Raw genomic sequence first — 19,794 nt, 5'->3', positions numbered from 1 at the left:
ATGGCATCGCCTGTTAATAATATCGTTTCTGCTGCATGGCTTAATCAGCAATTATCAAATACCTTATCAGCTGCATCACTAGTGGTATTAGATGCCAGTGCATTTATGCCTGATGTGCCTCGTGATCCGCAACAAGAGTTTATTGATGTTCGCATCCCAACGGCACATTTTTTTGATTTTAACCATCAAATAGCAGCACCGAATACTGATTTACCGCATATGTTGCCATCAGCTGAATTATTCACTCAAGAAGTCGCAAAATTAGGCGTGAATAATGATAGCCATGTTGTTATTTATGATAGCCAAGGGATGTTTTCAGCACCACGTAGCTGGTGGATGTTCAAGGCGATGGGACATGATAATGTGTCAGTGCTTGATGGTGGTTTACCTGCTTGGCTAGCGGCGGGTTATGCGACGCAAACGGGTGTACCAATGACTAATGCGATTGGGGGTTTTAGTGCTAAATATCGACCTAATTGGGTAATTGATGCAGATACGTTGTGTCAAAGACTGGATGATACCCGTATTCAAATCATTGATGCACGTCCTACAGCCCGTTTTTTAGCCACCGTAAAAGAACCGCGCGTTGGGCTTCGCAGTGGTCATATGCCAAATGCGAAAAGTTTACCTTTTGGTGAATTATTGACTGATGGTCACTTTGTGCCTGTTGAGCAACTAAAGCAAAAATTTGATGCGTTAAGTTCTGCGGAACAACAGCTTATCTTTAGTTGTGGTTCGGGTGTGACAGCTTGTATTTTAGCTCTAGCCGCACAATTTAGTGGTCGTGACAACGTCACTGTTTATGATGGTTCATGGGCAGAATGGGGTGCAAATGAGAAGTATCCAGTGGTTAAATAACGGATTATTTTTTAAATAGTACAAAGAATAGTAATGATTCAAATCGGCTTTTAGCGAGAAATTTCTTACTAAAAGCCTTTTTTATATCTCACCGTAGTATCCCTGTTTTTGATTTGAAATTAAGATCGCTCGGCATTCGCTGATAATTCTTTAAAATATCCATGATATGACATCACTGATGTTGAACCAGTTATTGTAACGGTATCGTTAGCTTGAGCACTGAATGCTATTGATGTATCACGCATAAAATCATGATATAAGAGTTATAAGACAGCAACGTATTGGTGTGATTTCACATAATTAAACGCCATTTACGGTATACCATGTAGGGTAGGATAAAAATTCAAGGTTGGATATATGCTTACAGTAGCAACAGCGGCACCCAATAAAGCCATTTTATCAGAACGTATTCAAAAGCTGATTAATGGGCTTTCTAATGGTGTTTATGAACGTGAAGAAACCATTAAATTATGTTTATTAGCCGCATTGGCTGGTGAAAGTGTTTTTTTGTTAGGTCCACCAGGTATTGCAAAAAGCTTAATTGCAAAAAGATTAATTCAAGCATTTGATAATAGTAATTTTTTCGATTATTTAATGACTCGATTTTCAACCCCAGAAGAAGTATTTGGCCCATTATCGATTCAAGAATTAAAAGATAACGGCAAGTATGTTCGTTTAATTGATGGTTACCTACCCACGGCTCAAGTCGTTTTTCTTGATGAAATCTGGAAAGCGGGCCCTGCGATTCTAAATACCTTATTAACTGTGGTGAATGAGCGGACATTTAAAAATGGTCAGGATATTCTACCGATACCTATGCGATTGTTGATTACCGCGTCAAATGAATTACCCGATGCAGATAGTGGCCTAGACGCGCTATATGATCGTATGTTAGTTCGCGTGTTCGTTAATCGTATTCAAGAAAAACGTAATTTTAAATCAATGTTAATGGGTGATAGCACAACGTTAACGGCGATTGATCCGTCACTAACGATCAAAGACGATGAATACCATAGCTGGCAAGCGCATATTGAAGATGTAACATTAACTGACACCCTTTTTGAAAAAATTTATCAGCTAAAATCAATGATAGAAGCGCGTTCAGGAGAAAGCATTGCACAAGCAACAGATAGCGAGCTTTATATTTCTGATCGCCGTTGGAAAAAATCAGTACGGTTACTAAAAGCGAGTGCCTTTTTTAACGGTCGTGATCATATCAATCCGTTAGACTTATTACTGTTACAAGATTGCTTATGGCATAGCCCTGAGTCGCGTAATGTGATTGTTAACATTATGAAAGAATTTGCGACTAAACATGCTTTTAATCAACAAGATGCTATTGCTGATGCTAAAGAAGCCCATGTTATTATTGATAATATTAACCAAGATATCTGCACCCAATTAGTTGTGACCTTTACCCGTGAAAGTACGATGCGTAAAGAATGGTTTAAATATAACTTCGCAACGGCGACGCGATTTAATATTAATAACAACCCCCGTATGATTAAGTTAGTCATGCTACAACCTAACACTTCAGTATCAGAGCAAGAACTTGGTGATAGCCGGTGGGTGTATGTTGATGGTGATGAGTTTGATAAAAAAATTCGTACCGGAAAATGTGATATTTATGGCTTCGTGAATAAAAATACCCATTTATGCCGACTACAGTTTGAGATCGATGCTGAGAATCAATTGGTTATTAAAGACATTGCTAATCGTCCTGTTTTGGTCGGTGTTACTGGCAATAAAGGCTTAACAACGACTCAGCAGCAACAATGGCAGCAACTGGTTGATCAAGCAATGGCTAAGATCACTGACTCTGAACATAATGTGATTAAAGCGCGCACTTCGTTCCATGGCGCATTACCGCATAATTTCATTAGTGGTGACTTTCCTACATTAATAGAACAAAGCCTTAATGATTGCGTTGATAAAGTTGCCGATCTGAAATTAATAACTGAAAGAAGTGCTTTTAGAATTACGCATATGAATGAATATTTTTCTAAACAATGATTGTTGGAATAAGAAAATACCGTTGTATAGCTCTGTGTGATAATAAATAAAGTAAAGGATTGATGCTTATGCCTGTATCTGAAGGGTTAAATTTTGCTTTGATGCTTGCTGAGTCAGGTATTATTGATACTGCTGTAAATGAAGTGATGCTTAGGCCACAACTTCTTATGGCAGCAGAAGCCAGCCCAGGTGTTAAAACCGCCATGAAAAATCAAATTATGAAGTGGCGTGGGCAGATGATCAAAAAAACTGCCAAAGGCACGGTCGTTGAACAATTCAGTGATGAGATTAATTTATACCAACAAGTATGCACATGGAATAAAGAGTACTTTTTTGCTCACTCCGAGCAGATTATTAAGCAACTTGAAGGGCAGTCAGCATTCTATTTTAAGGCGAAAAGTTTATTAGCAACCGAGCAGAATAAACATAACCCCATGTTCCAACGTTTCTTTTGTGATAAATGGTATGACTACCTAGCCTATGCATTGCGAGAAGCGCAAGAGTCGGAAGTTGAAGAACAAAAAGATCAATTATTACAAGATCTGTATCAACGCATTGAAACCATGAAAAAAATGGCAACAGTAACCGATGCTGGTGATGTCAGTAAAGCGGGGCGTTTGTGGGATATGGCACAAGCAAAGCTGACTAAAACTGATGTTGATGTGATGAAGAAAATTGCTGCTTTTTTAAAAAAGAACAATGGTCTTCAAGATATTGCAGAAAAATTAGGCCGTATGGCCAATGAAGTTGATGATCCCAATAAAGAGCGGGTGAAATCGGAACAAATGAAGCTGGTGGAAGAAATCAGTGACAATGTCACCGATGATATTGTTGGGATCCATGAAAGTGATGATTTAACCAAGCTATTGCCTAATGAAGCGATGTTTTTAGCGTATCCTGAGCTTGAAGTGATTTTTTATAAGCACTTAGCCGATAAGCGGTTAATGAATTATCGAATGCAAGGTACTCAACGTAAATTGCGAAAAGTAAAAGCCTTTCAGCGGCAAACCAAACAGGTTGATCAACCTAAAGGTCCTTTTATTGTTTGTATTGATGCATCAGGTTCGATGTCGGGTTATCCTGAAAACTGCGCAAAAGCATTGGCTTACGGGTTAATGCAAATAGCACTTGTTGAAGAACGTGACTGCTTTGTCATTATGTTCTCAACGCAACAAATCACTTATGAACTGACCAAGCAAGATGGTTTACATGAAGTGGTTAACTTCTTGTCATATTCATTTCATGGCGGCACCGATCTTGGACCCGTATTGGATCAGTCAATTGATCTGATGGCGGCGGGTAAATATAAAAATGCCGATTTGGTGGTATTGTCTGATTTTATTGCGCCAAGCCAACCTGAAGTAATGCAATCGCGAGTTCAAAAGCTAAAGCAGCAGAAAAACCGTTTCCATGCGGTGAATTTATCTAAATATGGTAACCCAGAGTTATTGGAATTGTTTGATCATTGTTGGTCTTATCATCCGTCGACATTAAGCCAACTTGGGCGTTTATTTAAATTACGTTAATGATGTATATTTTATTGCAAATATTCTAAGGAGTACATGAGTGCTCCTTTTTGTTGTGTATCTGTTTTTTGTAACGATTGTCATTATAAAAGACACTGGCTATTTAATCTTGAAATATTCAGTTAATGCTTTTTTCCATTGATTACTTTTACGAAATTGCAATAGTTCTCGATTGATTTCTTCATCATAAGGGCTGTTTTCGCCCAATACGATACCGTAGTTTTGTTTTTCAAATTGATAAGGAAGCACTTGTAATTGTTCGTAATTACCTTTGTTTTTCGCCATTTTTATTTGATATCTTAAAATAGCATCATCATCGACAATCGCTTCAATTTCGCCTTTATCTAAAGCCAGTAGCATTGCGGTAACTGTTGGGTAGGTTTTATGGCTAATACTATGGTTTGTTAAAAACTCAGAAGAGGTTGATGATTGTTTTGCGCCAGTAATGACATTGTCTAAATCATTGGGGCTTTTAATATCGCTATTTATTAGCACTACAGTGAACGAACTTGCTAGAACAGCGGTAATACTCGCAATAAATAATGTTGTAAAAACCGCTAATAATACCGTGATCACACGTCCGGTTAATGTTTTAAATTCATAATAATTAAACGGACCTTTGGTGATAAATAATAATCCTAAGATAAACCCTTCAACTAATCGGGCTGAACGTGATTGCATTGAATAAAGTTTGTCGTTAACCCGATGTTCAAGTCGATAATATATTCCACCAACAATTGCGGCAGTTATTGAGATAATTGCCAGAATCTGTAAGAGTTTTTTATTGAAAACAATACTGGTAAAGGTTTCCCAATGACTTTTTTGCTTAACAGCAATGGCTAGATTTGTTTCATAAAAAGAGTGTGAAAAATCTAATATTTCTTCACGTTCAGGTGTAATAGAAATACACGATAATCCAATATCAAGCTTACCACTGGCAACCTCTGCAAGCAGGTCTTTGAGGGGTAACACTTTAACCGTATAGTTTAGATTAAGGTTGGTGGCGATATTATCCCACAGTAAAAAACTTAAACCTTGATAGTTATTGGTATCATCCGTTATCACAAACGGGGGGCAAGCATAGGTGCCTACTTGTAACGTCTTACTGTTAATGGGGGCTTTTGCGTATGTATTCGCAGAGTAAAATATAACGATAATACTGAAGGCTGTAATAAAAAATAATGAGAAAAAACCGAAATGAGATGGCTGAGATGATGGGGCGATAATTGTCATAGCATCACTCCTAGCAAAATGAGGACATCTTTAAGTATAAGTAATTTTTTAAATATCATAGATATTACAGCGGAAAATACACATGATGGTTTAGTGATATTCTCAAATGGATGTGGCATATTTTCGCGTTGGATATTAGGGTTAATCGTAAATTTAAGCACTAACATGATAATTGTTAGCCGCTATTGGGTGTTTTTTGTGCATTTGATCATTAAGATGCTAAGGTTATTAGGGTTTAGCATGTACAATGCTGCGCTTAATTGTATTTGATTTCTGCGAGTAGCAAAGATGACCCAAAAGAAAGCCGCACAGCCTAAACAAGGCTTACACCCACGTAACCCACACCGTGCGCGTTATGATTTTGCGACCCTAACTCAAGCAACACCTGAACTGGCGCAATATGTTAGTGAAAATGCTTATGGGGATCTTTCCGTAAACTTCTCTGATCCACTCGCAGTTAAAACGTTAAATAAAGCGTTATTAAAGCATTTCTATCATATCGATTACTGGGATATTCCAGCGGGTTTCTTATGTCCGCCAATTCCTGGTCGTGCTGATTATATTCATTATATTGCAGATTTATTAGCACAATCTAATGGTGGCGTTATTCCTGAAGGTAAAGGCGTGCGTGGTTTAGATATTGGTATTGGTGCTAACTGTGTTTATCCTATTATTGGTCATCGTGCGTATGGCTGGCAGTTTGTTGGTTCTGAGATTGATAAGTTAGCCGTTAAGTCAGCGAAATTTATTGCTGCTAGCAACGCTAAACTAAAAGGTGCTATTCAAATTCGTCTTCAAAATCAGGCAGATAATATCTTTACCGATATGATTGATGATGAAGAAATGTTTGATTTCACTATGTGTAATCCACCATTCCACGGCTCAGAAGAAGAAGCGATGGCTGTCTCTGAACGTAAAGTGCGTAATCTAACGACTAACTCAAACAAAAAGCGTCAAGCACATGGTCGTAGTAATAAGCTTTCGGCATTTAATGCGAAATCTGAGTCAACAACGCCAGTGCTTAACTTTGGTGGTCAAAAGGCTGAATTGTGGTGTACCGGTGGCGAAGTTGGTTTCATTAAAAAGATGATCAACCAAAGTGCGACCAAAGCGACACAATGTTTCTGGTTTACGACACTTGTTTCTAAGAAAGAAAACCTTGGTGTGCTTTATAAGCAACTTGAAAAAGTAAGCGCATTCCAAGTAAAAATCATTGAAATGTCACAAGGGCAAAAAATCTCTCGTGTTGTTGCATGGACGTTCTTAAACGAAGAACAACAAGCAGAATGGCAAGCAGAACGCTGGGCATAATGTTTCAGTAATAGATAATTGTATTGATAACAAGCGACCTTGATGGTCGCTTTTTTATGGTTGTTTAATTTGATGCTTAATCTCTAATACAATTAAGTGATAGTGTTAAGTCTATATTTTAACGCTATAACATAATGTTGATGTTGGTTCATACTTTGTAAACATTATAAAATAGGTAAAAGAAATAAGATGTTATTCACAAAATATCAATTTCATAGATCATAGAATACGTTTTTTGTTCGACAGTTGGATTTATCATGAAACGCACATTCTTAACTCTTTCTTTGGTGACTATCCTTTCTAGTTCTCTTTATTCAGCACCAAGCATGGCTGCATTAGATGCGGTTCAACCACAGACTAATTACACCGAAATGACCTCTCAACGTCAGGTGGTTGATCAATTACTGAATGATGCTTATCAAATATTTAAAAATCCAGCTCGTGTTTCTCATGCAGGCTTTACGGCAAAAATGCCAAGCAATGTAGAGATGATCACTAACGACCTACTTGAAGCGTATAAACTTGAACCTTATCGTGTTGATTTATTGTTTTCTGCGGCTAATGCTCAGATTTACAACAGTAATGTCGACCGAGCCATTGAACTGTTTACCCAAATATTAGATGTTGCACCTGATGATGTAGATGCGCATTCATATCTTGTCATTTGGCAAAATTTCAAAGGTAACAAAAGTGAAGTCACCAAACATTTAAACGCATTAGAACAGCTCAATAAAGGGCGTGTCGCTGATTTGAAAAAAATCATGTCTACCATTGATAGAATCGTTGCGACGCCATTAAGTAATAAAATCAAAAAACCAGCGAAAGGTAATAATGCCATTATTACTTTGGGCTATGCTTTAAATCCTGATGGCAGCATGAATGAAATATTAATTGATCGATTAAATGCCACGCTCGCAATGGCGAAAAGCAATCCTAATACTTACATTATAGTGACTGGTGGCGTACCTAAAAATCACAAAACTGAAGGTAAGTTGATGGCTGATTGGCTGGTAAAAAATGGGATAAAGAAAGCTCGTATTATTGAAGATAACTATGCGCGAAGTACGGTAGAAAACGCACTATACAGCAGTTATGCCTTAGCCCGTCATGATATTAACCATGCAACCATTATTAGTTCTGCAAGCCATGTTCGCCGAGGACAAGCTTTATTTGAAGTGGCGAGCTGGCAAACCGGCCCTAAAGGGATTTCATTTGATACCTATGCCGCTAACGATCGCCCATTAGAAGAACTAAAAGTTCCAACCGATGGTGAATTATTAGGGATCTATCGTGATGCTCTACGTGTTTATGGCATGAGGAGCTATCGTTCATACCCTTTAGAGCAAAGATAAGCTTACTTTTTTTCTTCTAAATTACAGCGACCTTGATGGTCGCTTTTTTTATGGCTGCGATTTAGTAGATGTTATTGATAGAGGGGTCATCAGGTTGTACAAAAAAAAATGTTGTACAACTATGATTTGTTGGCTACATTTATTGTACATAATTTAACAATTGTACAACCTTTGTGTGGGGTTTGGAGGCAGTATGGGGATTCCTGTAGGTATAAGTGCTTGTGTACTAGGACAAAAAGTTCGTTTTGATGGCGGACATAAACGTAACCGTTTTGCCGATGAAGAACTCAGTGAATTTTTTGATTTTAAACCTGTTTGTCCGGAGGTCGGTATTGGGATGACCGTACCGCGACCAACGATTCGTTTACAAGATAACGGTGATCGTATTGCTTTAGTTGGATCTAAAGATCACGACCTTGATTATACCGATCAAATGATAGAATTTGCCGATAATCAAATACCCAGTTTTGAACATTTACGGGGTTATATTGTGTGCGCTAAATCGCCAACCTGTGGCATGGAGCGGGTTAAATTATATTTAGATAATGGAAATTCAGTACCCGGTGGTAGCGTTGGTATTTTTACTCAGCGATTAATAGCAAGAATGCCGTGGTTACCCATTGAAGAAGATGGTCGTTTACAAGATCCCGTATTACGTGAAAACTTTATTTTTCGTATCTATGCGCTTGATGATTTATACCGCTCTGTTGCCGATGGAGTGACTCGCGATAGTATTATTAAATTTCATTCCCGCTATAAATTGTGTCTTATGGCGCATGATCCACAATCTTATCGTATCTTAGGGCCTTTTGTTTCGGACATTCACAAGTGGGATGACTTAAATGCCTTCTTTATTGAATACCGACAGCTATTTATGGATGCATTAAAGCAAAGAGCAAGCCGTAAAAATAACACTAATGTATTAATGCATATTCAAGGCTATTTTAAACGAGATCTCGACAAGCCACAAAAAGCAGAATTACGTGATGTCATTATGCGTTATCGTGAGGGACTTTTGCCCTTAATTGCACCTTTAACCCTGATTAACCATCATTTAACGGTTCATCCGGATAGTTATTTAGCCGATCAAGCCTATTTAGAGCTTTATCCTGAAAGTTTGAAATTACGTTATGCATTATAAGTGACTCACTCTCGTTTATATTTTCAATGGTTAGTTTAAAGGCGTTTTATGGGTGATCTTACTGACACTACATTATTTGCCATCAGTGAGGTTTCTGAGATCACGGGGGTGAACTCGGTCACATTAAGAGCATGGCAGCGCCGCTATGGATTATTAGTGCCTCAGCGAACACCTAAAGGACACCGGTTATACACAGAAGCAGACATAGAGAAGATTCAATTAATTCTCGATTGGTTAGCAAAAGGGGTGTCGATTGGTAAAGTGAAACCGTTATTGATCTGCGGTGATACACAGACATTAGAGCCACAACAAACATTAGATATCGCGGTTGATATTATTGCTGCAATACAAGCGTTAAATGGCTTTAAGTTGGAAAGATTGATCAATGAAGCATTGAAAATATACCCGTATAAGGTGATTCAACAACGTTTATTGCCTGAAGTAAATGCTGTTATTGATCATCCAGATAATCCCTTGATTGCTGTTCAAAAAAGTTTATGGTCGTCGGTTTTAATGCTGTGTTTTATTAGTGTTATTAGCAAGATTAATAACGAAAAAAAACGCACATGTTTGTTGATAAGTTTTGATAAAAATCAGAATCATAATATTTGGCAACAGGGACTTGAATGGTGCTATAAAGGTGACGGTGTCACTATTATGACGGGTTTATCTGGGCGGCTAACGGGTATGCCGGCTTATATACGTGAGCATAGTATCGTTAATCTTATTATTGTCGGTGAATCCAAGTTAAGCCGACGGCAATTAACTGATATTGAAAGGGTACAACAAGAAACTGGGGTTACGTTACATTTTGTTGGCAGTATAAAAACAATTCACGGACAGTAATGGATCATGCTAAAGGGATATCATAATGAATATTGAGCCTCAATTATCAACGACAACAACCGTCGATCATGTATTGGTGTGGTTGCGTGCTGATTTACGTGTTAGTGATAATACGGCTTTAAATCGAGCGATAGCATCAGGTCTACCCGTTATTGCCGTTTATATTGCAACGCCAATGCAGTGGTATCAACATTATGTTTCAGGGCGACAAATTGATTTAATTGAACGCCGATTACACGTTATTAAACAGCAGCTTCATGATATCAGTATTCCATTATTAATTCTTGAAGGTGATGATTTTTCAGTAGCGACTGATATTATTATTAATGTGTGTCAGCAATATCAAATTAGTGCGGTGTATTGTAATCGCCAGCATGCTTGGAATGAAAAACAACGAGATCGTGCGGTAGAGCAGGCTTTACTGGCACAAGATAAGCAATGGCATTGCAGTGATGATTTTTGTGCCTTACCGCCTGGTAGTGTAGTTACGAAACAACAACAAATGTATAAGGTTTTTACACCATACCGAAATGCATGGTTAACGCAGTTTTTAATGCATAACTATCAGCCCGTTACTAATAGTGACACCGTAACCCCTAGTGCGCAATGTGCTGATCTTCTTGCGGGCAATATTGACGCTAGTTGTAATATTCAAACCTTTAATTATACCAAACAAGACAGTGTATTATGGCCTGTTGATGAAGGCGCTATTCAGCAACGATTACAGATGTTTTGCGAAACTAAAGCTGAGTATTATCAGCAACAACGTGATTTTCCTGCCATTGATGGCACCAGTTGTTTATCGCCTTATTTAGCCATTGGGGCTTTGTCAGCCCGTCAGTGTTTATCCGCTTTACTGCAAACTTTACCGCAATGTGTTGAAATAAATAAAGATAATGGGGCTTTTGTCTGGTTAAGCGAAGTGGTGTGGCGTGAGTTTTACAATCACTTGCTTGATAGTGATGAACGTTTAAGTAAAAACCAACCTTTTCAGTTATATACAGATAATGTGCGATGGTTAGAAAATAGCGTTCATGTTCATGCTTGGCAACAAGGACAAACTGGATTTCCGCTGGTGGATGCGGCAATGCGACAACTGGCAACAACCGGTTGGATGCATAATCGATTACGGATGATCACTGCGAGTTTTTTAACCAAGGATATGTTGTGTGATTGGCGCATTGGTGAACAATGGTTTATGCAGCAGTTGATTGATGGTGAATTAGCGTCGAATAATGGCGGCTGGCAATGGGCTGCATCAACGGGAACTGATGCTCAACCGTATTTTCGAGTCTTTAATCCCACCACGCAAAGTGAACGTTTTGATCCCAACGGTGAGTTTATTCGCCAATGGTTACCTGAACTCAAATCAGTCCCTGACAAATATATCCATGCACCATCATTATGGTCTGGTTTTGGTAGTGTGAATTATCCATTACCCATTGTTGATCATAAACAAATGCGATTGTTAGCGATTGAGCGTTATAAGCAAGCTAAAACTGAGTATGACAACCAGCGTGAGGCATAAATAGAATAATAATAAGGATATTATTATGGTTACAACCAATAACACAGTAATTAATAGGTTTATTGAGGTTTATTGTCAGCTTAATAAAGACAATTTATTACTGCTCAATGATGTCTATCATTCAAATATTGTGTTTGACGATCCTGCCCATCACATCGCGGGTATTGACGCACTACAGCATTATTTTACTGCGCTGTATAGTAACATTAATTATTGTAATTTTACTATAAATCAAGCGGTTGTTGATGGTGATCATGCGTTTTTACAATGGACTATGACTTTTTCTCATCCAAAGTTACAGCAAGGAAAACAACGTACCTTAGACGGCTGTACTCAGTTAACCATTAAGCAGCAACAGATCATTTATCATCGTGATTTTTTTGATTTAGGGGCGATGCTATATGAAGGGTTACCTGTTATTGGTTATGTGATTACGTCTATTAAAACGAGGTTAGGCCAATGAAACAGGTACTTATTACGGGTGCAAGCTCAGGCATTGGTCTGCAATTGGCAATGGATTATGCGAATGATGGTTGGCATGTTTATGCTTGTGGTCAAAATCAACCACGGCTTGAGCAGTTAGTCACTAATTGTGATGCTGCCTCGACCGGAAAAATAACCCCGTTAGTCTTTGATGTTACCCATCTTGAACAGACTCAACAGGTATTATCACAGCTTGAAACTTTACCTGAGTTGATCCTTTTAAACGCTGGTATCTGTGAATATATCGATGATGGTGTGATTGATAGTGATGTGTTTAAGCGTGTATTTGAGGTGAATTTTTTTGGCATTATTCATTGTTTAGAAGCGATGCAATCTCGATTTACAGCTACAACACATTTGGTATTTATTAGTTCATCTGCCGTTTATACCGCCTTACCCCGTGCTGAGGCGTATGGTGCCTCTAAAGCTGCGCTATCTTACTTAGCTAATGGATTAGCGATTGATTTAAAAGATAAGGTTAATACGGTTACTTTGGTTAACCCCGGATTTGTTGCAACACCGCTCACCAATAAAAATGACTTTCCAATGCCGATGATTGTTAGCTGTGAATACGCCTCACGTAAAATACGTCTAGGTGTGAGTAAGCAACAAGCAGAAATACATTTTCCGATAAAATTCACCTTATTACTGAAAGCGATTGCTTTATTTCCTGTTGCTTTACAGCGGATTATTATTCAACGGATGACAAGGAATGCGTTATGAAAATAGCAATTATAGGATCAGGGATTTCAGGATTGACCGCTGCGTGGTATTTACGTCATCAACATACAATTACACTGTTTGAAGCCAATGATTATGCTGGTGGGCATACAGCAACAGTAGATGTTGAGGTTGCGAGTGGTCGATATGCTATTGATACAGGGTTTATTGTCTTTAATGATCGTACATACCCCAATTTTGAGCAGTTATTGTCAGAGCTTGATATTCAAGGTCAACCCAGTGAAATGAGTTTTAGTGTTCATAATGATAATAATGGCTTGGAATACAACGGTCATGGGTTGAGTTCACTGTTTGCTCAAAAAAAGAACCTCTTTAAGCCGCAGTTTTACCGCTTTTTATATGAAATCACCAAATTTAACCGTCTGGCAAAGCAAACCGCTTATGAAAATATAGAACAACAACAAACCTTAGGGGATTTTCTGCAACAACATGGTTTGAGTGATTATTTTACTGAGAATTATATTCTACCGATGGGGGCTGCAATTTGGTCATCATCATTAGCGGATATGCGCAATATACCATTAGGTTTTTTTCTGCGTTTTTTCTTAAACCATGGTTTGCTTGATATTATTAATCGCCCACAGTGGTATGTGATCCCTGGTGGTTCACGTGAATATGTAAAGCGTATGCTAGTAGAAATAGAACCACTTATCAGGCTCAATTCTTCCGTACAGCAGGTGAGCCGTATTAATGATCAAATTCATATCACCGTTAACGACAGTGTGGACGTTTTTGATCATGTTATTTTTGCATGTCATAGCGATCAAGCCTTAGCGCTACTAGCCGATAGTACCGTAAATGAACAACAGGTGTTATCAGCCATGGCGTACCAAGATAATGATGTTGTTTTGCACACGGATGCCCGTATTTTACCGAATGCTAAAGCTGCGTGGGCCTCATGGAATTATTATTTACCATTAGCCGATAATGAGTCATGCCACCAGCTTCCCACCTTAACGTATAACATGAATATTCTACAAGGCATTGATGCCCCTGAAACGTTTTGTGTCACCTTAAATCAAACGCATGCTATCGATCCCAGTAAGATATTACGCCAATTTACTTATGCCCATCCGGTGTTTAATCGCAACAGTATTAAAGCGCAACAACAACGGCATTTGATTAATGGTCTTGATAATACATGGTTTTGTGGCGCTTATTGGTATAACGGCTTTCATGAGGATGGTGTGAGAAGTGCGTTAGATGTTATTGAAGCAATAACCCATATTGATGTTGAGTGTGCATATGAACAAGACTGAACCCATTATTAATAGTGGAATTTATAGTGGTCATATTCGACATCGACGCTTTACCCCTGTGCTGCACCGTTTTCGTTATTCAATGTTTATGATGTATCTCGATGTTGATGAAATTGATTCCCTGAGTGACAGGGTAACGTGTTTTGGACGATCATGGTTTCATTTCGCTCGTTTTCGCCGTCAAGACTACATTGATGGTGCCGATGATATCCATTTGGCGGTTGAGGATAAAATTCATCAACTCACTGGCGAACGTATTCACGGTAAAGTTAGTATGTTGTGTCATCTACGCTATGGTGGATTGTATTTTAGCCCATTGAATATGTATTACGTTTTTGATCAGCAAGGTGTTTGGCAATATGTATTAGCTGAAGTGAGCAATACCCCTTGGAATCAACGCCATTATTATGCGATCCCCGCCAAGCAATATTGGCAACAAAAGCATTTTATTGATGACAAAGCGTTTCATGTCTCCCCGTTTAATCCTATGGATCAAGATTATGTATGGCAGCTTTCTTTACCTGATAGCATTGTAAGAGTTCACTTAGAGGTTGATTCAAAAAAAGATAGCTTTTGTCGGGGAGGTGAAAATGAAGCTTATGGAAACAGCAATCATAATGCCGATATTTCAACAAAAGTCTTTGATGCCACATTAGTGATGAAAAAGCAGTCATTTACAAGCGCAACATTATTACGACATTTATTGGGCACGCCAATTATGATGGTTAAAGTGTTAGTGGGAATATATTGGCAAGCCTTTAAATTGTGGCGTAAAGGTGCTCCGATTTATGATCACCCTAATCATGACAATGAATAGTAAGGGATAAACTATGCTTAGAAGTGAATTAGAACCAACAACATCAACCGGTTTATTTAGCCATGATCGATCACGTCGATTGATTTTTACGATATTGCATCAATTATCAGATGTTGGATTAACCGTATCAGAGCAAGGTGGCGATACCCATTTCTTTGGTGATAAACAAGCCAGTTTACAAGCAACGATTACCGTTACTAATCTTGATTTTTATAAACGGTTATTAACCGATGGCAGTATTGGTGCCGGTGAGGCGTATATTGATGGCTGGTGGGATAGCCCAGACTTAACCAATGTAGTGCGCATTCTGGCGCGTAATATGACGACACTGGATAAAATAGAAGCCAAAGTTGGCTGGATTGCACGTCTTGTTAAACAACTTAATCACTTTTCACGTAGAAATAATCTTTTAAACGCGAAAGACAATATTTCAGCACATTATGATTTGGGTAATGATTTATATCGTCACTTTCTTGATGACAGAATGCTGTATTCTGCTGGGGTGTATTTATCGGCATCAGACACACTTGCTCAGGCTCAAATTAATAAAATGGCAAGATTGTGTGATCAATTGCAGCTAACCAAAGATGATCATCTATTAGAGATAGGCACGGGTTGGGGAGGAATGGCTATTTATGCGGCGCAGCATTATGGTTGCCATGTTACGACCACGACTATTTCTGAGCAACAATACCTATGGGCGCAAGAGAAGGTTAAGCAAGCTGGCCTTGAGGATAAGATCACCTTATTACTTGAAGATTATCGTGATTTAACCGGACAATATGACAAATTAGTGTCGATTGAAATGATTGAAGCGGTCGGTAAGCAATATCTCTCTACTTATATCAAAAAATGCCAATCATTATTAAAGCCTAACGGACTATTAGCGATTCAAGCGATAACCATTGCTGATCAACGCTATGAAAGCTATAGCAAAGATGTTGATTTCATTCAAAAACATATTTTCCCTGGTGGGTTTCTACCATCCATTAGTATCTTACAATCACAATTAACATCGCACAGTGATTTTGTAACGCGTGATATTAAAGATATCGGTTTAGATTACGCAAAAACATTAGCCGATTGGCATGTTGCGTTTAATCGCAATAGTGAAGCATTAAATCAATATGGTTATGACGAACGCTTTATGCGCATGTGGCGTTATTACTTCTGTTACTGCGAAGGCGGATTTTTAGAGCGCAGTATCAGTACCATTCAATTAGTTGCTAGTCGTCCTCAGTGGCGTAAATAATGAAATATATCGTGATAGGTCTTGGGTTTAACCTGTTTTGGTTGCTTGCTGTATGGGGGCAATACCAGTATGTAGGCATATTAATCGCACTCTTAATTGGTTGTTGGCTGTTTTACCATCGTAGTTGCCCGTTTGCGTTAATTGCTAGTGTTATTGGTATCTGCGGTGATTATGTCTTATCTCAGTTAAAAGTAATGCAATTTCCATTGCCTCAAGATCCTTTATTTGCACCTTTTAATGACTTTATACCGTTGTGGCTCATTTTATTATGGTTAGGGTTTACTTCAATGGTATGGGTAATGCGAGAACAAGTACAAAAGCTGCCATTATGGGGGGCGATGATGGGGGGTAGTCTTGGCGGTGCAATCAGTTATTGGACCGGATTAACGTTAGGTGCAGTAATATGGCCTTATGGAGAACTCATTACCTTTATCGGCATTGCTGTTGTCTGGAGTCTTTATAGTGGTTATTTACTATGGTTATTACAGATGATGACCAAGAGAGAAATAGCATGAAAGCGTATTTAGCACTATTACTGCTTATTGTTACTTTAACGAGTTCATCCGCACAAGCCTCATCATGGTTTACATGGCCAACCGTGGGTGAGTCGACCTTAAAATGGGGCTGGTGGCAGATATATGTCGCCCAACTTAAAACACCTACAGGTAAATATGTTGCAAGTGATCCAAATTTGGCACTGATTATTCGTTATTTGCGTGATATTGATAAAGAAGATCTTCTTATTGCAACCGACAAGCAATGGCAACACTTAGGTTTTTCATCATCACAGCGGCAACAATGGTTAAGCCAGCTAGCACAACAATGGCCGAGTGTTAAACCAGGCGATAGATTGGTGTTTGTGAAAAATGCAACTGAAGGACGTTTTTATCAAAAGGGTAAACCGTTAGGTAAACCACTGTCTGCGGCATTAAGTAACGCTTTTATTGGTATTTGGTTATCAACCGACACCGCATACCCTAAATTACGCTTACAGCTCATTGGTCAGTAGAACCTAGGTTATATACGTTGATTATTGACTATAAAGTTAAGAGGAACAGATTATGTCTTCTCATTCTATTTATCAGACACCACATATCACCTTACAATGGTTACTTGGGTGCGCATTGGCATTATTATTAAACGGTTGTACTGCTTCAATTGAAGATTATGAACAGACTGAACCTAAATTTGATTTGTTTCAGTTTTTTGAAGGGCATAGCCAAGCGTGGGGGATGGTACAAGATTATAAAGGTCGGCAAGTACGTCGATTCGATGTAAAACTTAACGGGGTTATTACAGGAAATCAACTTGTTCTTACTGAAGATTTTGTGTTTGATGATAAACAAACCCAACAACGAATATGGACTATCACTAAACAAGAAGATGGACGTTATTTTGGTACGGCTGATGATGTTGTTGGTAAAGCGGTCGGTTATGAAAAAGGCAACGCATTGTATTGGCAATATGTATTGACCGTAGATATTGATGGATCGCCATACCATATTGATTTTGAAGATTGGATGTTCTATCAATATGATGGTCAATTATTTAATGTGGCTAAAATGAAAAAATGGGGTATTACTGTTGGGAGTGTGACGTTATTTTTTCAAAAGTAATCTTCGTATCTAATCCCTCGTTTATCTATACCATAAATAAACGAGGTGAATGTTGGTTATTAGACGTAATTAAATTATCCCCCTAGCCATGATGATTACTCTTTTTAATACCCCTTTAATTAATAATGGCATTTTGTCTGAATCTGACTCTCGCGTATATTTTACTATCGCTAAAGCAAGATCGGGCTTAGCATGTTTTTTTAAGGCTCGATAAATGATTTTACGAATGGGCATTTGGTCATTATCTGCAATGTTAGCAAGTTGACGAAATAAAGGCTCGTAACCTTTTTTAAAAAGGAAGTGTTCAATATCTTTTGCAGGGAGTACCGTTAAACGCTCGCGTTCATTATCATCATTCAGCAATGATCTGACTTTATCTGCATATTTTCGGCCAGCAGGATCACCATCAGCGACTAGATGCCATTCAATCCCCAATAAGCGTGCGAGTTTAATCAGTGGTTTAATGCCACTTTGTGCAAATTCAATCACATGAATACCTTCAGCTGCAAGGTTATAGCCTGCGAGGTGTGCCATTTCATTAAATAACCAGACTTCCGTTTCTCCTTCAACTAAGAGCCATACTCGCGCATAAAAAGCACTCGGGCGATGCATTCGAACATGAAACGTGATTTTACGAATATCATCTTTGTTTAATTCACCGTTATTTATGCCATGCACAACTGTTTTTTGTGGCGTACGTTGCAGACGTTTAATTGCCGTCAGTGGAACAACACTTAATAATTCAGGGCTATTGGTGGTTAACACTTTTTGCATCGGCATATTTTGTATAAACGCCCATGCTTGATGAAGCATGATTGGATGTAAACGACCTTCAGGATCTTCTAAAATCATTATTGGGCGTGAAATACGTTTAAGATCAACAGGACCACGGGCACGAATATAAGCGTTAAGTAACCCCATTAAAATCAACTTTGCTTGCTTAGTCATTTTAGGTTGGACAAGCTGATCAAACGGATTGAGGCATTGATCGTCATATTGGTTTTGTAAAGGGTAATAAGCATGGGGCTGTGCTTTCGTGCGAGTGTGTGGCGTAAAAGCAAAGTAATGATCAACCAATGAACGTAATGTATTAATACTACTTTTTATTTCAGCAGCACTAACATGTCCAGGCTGAGTCATTAAACGGCGACAAGTATTATCCAGACGGCGTTGAATACGGCTTGATTCTGAAATTTTAGCTGGTGGCACTACTGACGAATTATGCTGTGTCGTTGTCTTAGTTTTATCATATTCTAATTGACGAGCATCTCGAATTCTTACTATTGGATGTAAGACCATTAACTGGCGTAAAAATTTATCAGTATCAGGATGTTCAATAATATGGCCATCGGCATGTAAAAAATGGCGCTGAGTGATTATTTTATCATTTTCGATATGACTATTAATTTCAGTATAAAGATGTTTTAAATTATCTTGTTCTATCCAGAAAGGATCAAAGGCACGATAACGTCGAGCGCGATATTCACCTTGATAATCTTCATGCCACCGTAATACTATTTGTAGTGAAGACGCCCGCTCGTGGCCAATAGCATGATCAATATGGAAGTCCGAAAATTTCATTTCGTAAAATTCTGAACTAGGGCAAAGCATTAAACTTAGTGCATCAAGTAATGATGATTTTCCCCATGCATTTTCTCCAATAAGAACAGTTAATTCATCAAATGACAGTGATAGACGTTTGATACCTCGAAAGCCTGCGATCTCAATTCGATCTAAATGCATGAATTTTCCTCATTATTTCTTTACAACATAGCGTAGAGACTATGAGAAAGGGATCGTTTCGCTCACATTATTGAT

At 38.4% G+C, this 19,794-nt stretch carries 18 protein-coding genes; 16 read left to right on the top strand and 2 right to left on the bottom strand.

Translation table 11 applies throughout. The annotated features are described in order from the left end of the window. The 3 genes from GLP24_RS08020 (at position 1) to viaA (ending at position 4,397) form a co-directional block, all read left to right on the top strand. Positions 1-858, top strand: a complete 858-nt coding sequence (locus tag GLP24_RS08020) for a sulfurtransferase (RefSeq protein ID WP_232615832.1) — start codon at positions 1-3, stop codon at positions 856-858. 357 nt (positions 859-1,215) lie between these two features. Then, complete coding sequence (locus GLP24_RS08015; protein ID WP_101767771.1) at positions 1,216-2,871, top strand: ATPase RavA domain-containing protein; 1,656 nt, start codon at positions 1,216-1,218, stop codon at positions 2,869-2,871. 68 nt (positions 2,872-2,939) lie between these two features. Then, on the top strand, positions 2,940-4,397 hold the full coding sequence (gene viaA, locus GLP24_RS08010; RefSeq protein WP_232577218.1) for an ATPase RavA stimulator ViaA: 1,458 nt from the start codon (positions 2,940-2,942) through the stop codon (positions 4,395-4,397). A 99-nt stretch (positions 4,398-4,496) separates the two neighbouring features. Here viaA and GLP24_RS08005 read toward each other — a convergent pair whose 3' ends face one another. After that, complete coding sequence (locus GLP24_RS08005; protein ID WP_152653527.1) at positions 4,497-5,630, bottom strand: transporter substrate-binding domain-containing protein; 1,134 nt, start codon at positions 5,628-5,630, stop codon at positions 4,497-4,499. A gap of 288 nt (positions 5,631-5,918) precedes the next feature. Here GLP24_RS08005 and rlmF point away from each other — a divergent pair, with 288 nt between their 5' ends. The 13 genes from rlmF (at position 5,919) to GLP24_RS07940 (ending at position 17,976) form a co-directional block, all read left to right on the top strand. Beyond that, complete coding sequence (gene rlmF, locus GLP24_RS08000; RefSeq protein ID WP_232615831.1) at positions 5,919-6,941, top strand: 23S rRNA (adenine(1618)-N(6))-methyltransferase RlmF; 1,023 nt, start codon at positions 5,919-5,921, stop codon at positions 6,939-6,941. 326 nt (positions 6,942-7,267) lie between these two features. Then, entirely contained in the window at positions 7,268-8,293 is a 1,026-nt protein-coding gene (locus GLP24_RS07995; protein WP_373455636.1) for an ElyC/SanA/YdcF family protein, read from the top strand. A gap of 193 nt (positions 8,294-8,486) precedes the next feature. Then, positions 8,487-9,434, top strand: a complete 948-nt coding sequence (locus GLP24_RS07990) for a YbgA family protein (RefSeq protein WP_045040033.1) — start codon at positions 8,487-8,489, stop codon at positions 9,432-9,434. A 48-nt stretch (positions 9,435-9,482) separates the two neighbouring features. Beyond that, positions 9,483-10,280 carry a MerR family transcriptional regulator gene (locus GLP24_RS07985; RefSeq protein ID WP_232615830.1) on the top strand — a complete coding sequence of 266 codons (798 nt, stop codon included), beginning with the start codon at positions 9,483-9,485 and terminating at the stop codon, positions 10,278-10,280. A 25-nt stretch (positions 10,281-10,305) separates the two neighbouring features. Then, positions 10,306-11,808, top strand: a complete 1,503-nt coding sequence (gene phrB, locus GLP24_RS07980; RefSeq protein ID WP_232615829.1) for a deoxyribodipyrimidine photo-lyase — start codon at positions 10,306-10,308, stop codon at positions 11,806-11,808. Positions 11,809-11,833: 25 nt separating this feature from the next. Beyond that, positions 11,834-12,271, top strand: coding sequence for a nuclear transport factor 2 family protein (locus GLP24_RS07975; RefSeq protein ID WP_045036940.1), 438 nt, complete (start codon positions 11,834-11,836; stop codon positions 12,269-12,271). Next, complete coding sequence (locus GLP24_RS07970; RefSeq protein WP_232615828.1) at positions 12,268-13,014, top strand: SDR family NAD(P)-dependent oxidoreductase; 747 nt, start codon at positions 12,268-12,270, stop codon at positions 13,012-13,014. The genes GLP24_RS07975 and GLP24_RS07970 overlap by 4 nt, the downstream gene beginning before the upstream one ends. Then, positions 13,011-14,291, top strand: a complete 1,281-nt coding sequence (locus GLP24_RS07965) for an NAD(P)/FAD-dependent oxidoreductase (protein WP_232615827.1) — start codon at positions 13,011-13,013, stop codon at positions 14,289-14,291. Before GLP24_RS07970 ends, GLP24_RS07965 begins: the two co-directional genes overlap by 4 nt. Next, a complete protein-coding gene (locus tag GLP24_RS07960) occupies positions 14,278-15,108 on the top strand; it encodes a DUF1365 domain-containing protein (RefSeq protein ID WP_045040031.1) in 831 nt (276 codons plus the stop codon). The genes GLP24_RS07965 and GLP24_RS07960 overlap by 14 nt, the downstream gene beginning before the upstream one ends. Positions 15,109-15,121: 13 nt before the next feature. Next, positions 15,122-16,360 carry an SAM-dependent methyltransferase gene (locus tag GLP24_RS07955; protein ID WP_045036944.1) on the top strand — a complete coding sequence of 413 codons (1,239 nt, stop codon included), beginning with the start codon at positions 15,122-15,124 and terminating at the stop codon, positions 16,358-16,360. Beyond that, positions 16,360-16,875 carry a DUF2878 family protein gene (locus tag GLP24_RS07950; RefSeq protein ID WP_232615826.1) on the top strand — a complete coding sequence of 172 codons (516 nt, stop codon included), beginning with the start codon at positions 16,360-16,362 and terminating at the stop codon, positions 16,873-16,875. The genes GLP24_RS07955 and GLP24_RS07950 overlap by 1 nt, the downstream gene beginning before the upstream one ends. Continuing rightward, a complete protein-coding gene (locus GLP24_RS07945) occupies positions 16,836-17,369 on the top strand; it encodes a chalcone isomerase family protein (RefSeq protein ID WP_232597941.1) in 534 nt (177 codons plus the stop codon). Before GLP24_RS07950 ends, GLP24_RS07945 begins: the two co-directional genes overlap by 40 nt. 52 nt (positions 17,370-17,421) lie before the next feature. After that, positions 17,422-17,976 (top strand): DUF3833 domain-containing protein, encoded by a 555-nt coding sequence (locus GLP24_RS07940; RefSeq protein WP_152653536.1) that lies wholly within the window; start codon positions 17,422-17,424, stop codon positions 17,974-17,976. 69 nt (positions 17,977-18,045) lie between these two features. On the opposite strand, the gene GLP24_RS07935 is transcribed toward GLP24_RS07940, so the two are convergent. Further along, the gene (locus GLP24_RS07935) at positions 18,046-19,719 is read right to left on the bottom strand and encodes a DUF2813 domain-containing protein (protein ID WP_232575751.1); all 1,674 of its coding nucleotides are present in this window, start codon (positions 19,717-19,719) and stop codon (positions 18,046-18,048) included. Between the last annotated feature and the right edge of the window lie 75 nt (positions 19,720-19,794).

Origin of the sequence: Photobacterium carnosum (assembly GCF_021236965.1) — a bacterium.
GTDB classification, from domain to species: domain Bacteria; phylum Pseudomonadota; class Gammaproteobacteria; order Enterobacterales; family Vibrionaceae; genus Photobacterium; species Photobacterium carnosum.
The sequence above is the reverse complement of the archived record's forward strand: the minus strand, read 5'-3'. Positions and strand labels throughout refer to the sequence as shown.